The 1,800-nt window shown below is 37.9% G+C and carries 2 protein-coding genes; both read right to left on the bottom strand.

Annotated features, from left to right (window positions below; all coding sequences use genetic code 11):
* Positions 1-74: 74 nt before the first annotated feature.
* On the bottom strand, positions 75-998 hold the full coding sequence (locus C200_RS11635) for a ParB/RepB/Spo0J family partition protein (protein ID WP_016212121.1): 924 nt from the start codon (positions 996-998) through the stop codon (positions 75-77).
* Positions 952-1,653 carry a ParA family protein gene (locus C200_RS11630; protein WP_016212122.1) on the bottom strand — a complete coding sequence of 234 codons (702 nt, stop codon included), beginning with the start codon at positions 1,651-1,653 and terminating at the stop codon, positions 952-954. Before C200_RS11630 ends, C200_RS11635 begins: the two co-directional genes overlap by 47 nt.
* Between the last annotated feature and the right edge of the window lie 147 nt (positions 1,654-1,800).

Genomic DNA, 1,800 nt, shown 5'->3' with positions numbered 1-1,800 from the left:
ACTCTTAACTTCCGTTGATTACTACACCCTACTCAAATCTAAATTTTTCGCAACAGTGCCCCTCTGGGCCTACATTATAAAATCGCGTCTAACGCTTCTTGTATTTGTTCTTTTTGCTTTCGTGTGAGCTTTTCAGATTTAACTATAAAACCGCTATCTGTGTATCTCAGATTAGCTTTTTCAGAGCTGAAGACATAGCGTTCAATCTTCTTCTGAGGCGGCTTTTCTGGAGGATTAACCTTACGGTCTACTTTTGCAATAAAAGTCTTCCAGTCAAGAAAGTCGCCTTTACTTTCCTCTGTCCCGACTCGGGACAGCAAACCTGAACCACTTCTTGTCCCGACTCGGGACAACTTGTGAGACAAAGAAATAATACCCTCCTCATAGCAATCACTCTGGGGGTTACTGTTCTTCGTTCTTTTCGCTAATTCTTCAATTTGAGAAGCGCCCAGTATCTCCATAGGCAACACTTCCCTAACACTGTCAGGAATGCTATCAACTTGAAGTAACCGACCAACCTGAGTCTTGCTTACTTTGAACTGCTTTGAAAAATCTCTAATGCTCTTAATGTTAAACATTTTCATATATTCAACATAAGTTAACGCTTTATCATAATCACACAAGTCAACTCTTTGCTCATTTTCTGCAATAATTATTTGTGCGGCTTCTTCATCAGAGCACTCAACCACTCTAACTAAAAGAGGCTCTTGATTAATTTTTGCAGCTTCATAGCGACACTCTCCAGAAATTAACTCATAACCTCCGTCACTAGACTCCCTAACAATGCATGCATTGATTTGTCTCTTACCTTCCATGCTAGATGCAAGGCTTTTGATAGCTTTATCATCTTTAATATTTCGATCAATTTTAATATCTGCTATCTTAATCTCATTTGTTGCTGCCCACAGTTCACGACTAAAAACTGTAGCCTCAACAAAATCCTGCTCGCCCTTAAGCTTTGGCTTTTTCTTTTTGTTTCGTTTTCTTACTACGGCCATTTTTCTTGCCTTTAAATAAATTAATTATATAGTCAGTAAATGCAACAAACTCAGCTTTTCCTTTTCTGTCTTTTAACTCAGTAATTCCTCGCCCTGTGCTTGAGCTTTCTACATAAGCATCCCGAGAATAAAGGCAACCACTATACAAATCTATGTTTTCATCGTCACTTAAAGCCTCTATAAGCTCCTCTGCTTTTTTGCTCTTACTGTTAGGGTTTACCATATTTAAAATATAAACAGTTTTAAGCTTGTCATTACCTATAGACTGAGCGTCATCAATTATCTCTGTCATTCCTTCAATTACATCGAGATCATACTGAGATTGACGCATAGGTATAATTGCTAAATCAGCAACAACTAAAGATTGACGCATCTCTGTACTATCATGTCCGCCAGTATCAACAACTACATAATCATATTGCTTTGATAAAGCTACAGCTTCATGCTTAATTTTTCCGATTTTCTGAACATGTTTTATCTGGGGTAAACTTTCATCATCTAACCTAGTATCAGCCCACAAGCTTGCACTAAATTGCGGATCTGAGTCTAAAAGAGCGACTTTAAACCCCGCTTGCGTTAATGACACAACCAAAGAGGTAGCAATTGTGCTTTTACCAACACCTCCCTTGCTACAAGCTATCGTTATAACAGGCATAAACAGCCCTCAATCTTAAAAACTTACTAATAGTATCACTCATTCTCAGAAAAAAATTAAACCAAATTAAAAATATTTTTTATTCACGCTCAATCTCTGAGGGTCTGATTCCCCGAAGCTTGATTCGTCGGCACTGTTGCGAAAAAT

Source organism: Piscirickettsia salmonis LF-89 = ATCC VR-1361 (assembly GCF_000297215.2).
In the GTDB taxonomy this organism is placed as follows: Bacteria; Pseudomonadota; Gammaproteobacteria; order Piscirickettsiales; family Piscirickettsiaceae; genus Piscirickettsia; species Piscirickettsia salmonis.
Note: the sequence above shows the minus strand (reverse complement) of the source record. Positions and strands in the feature narration are given on the sequence as shown.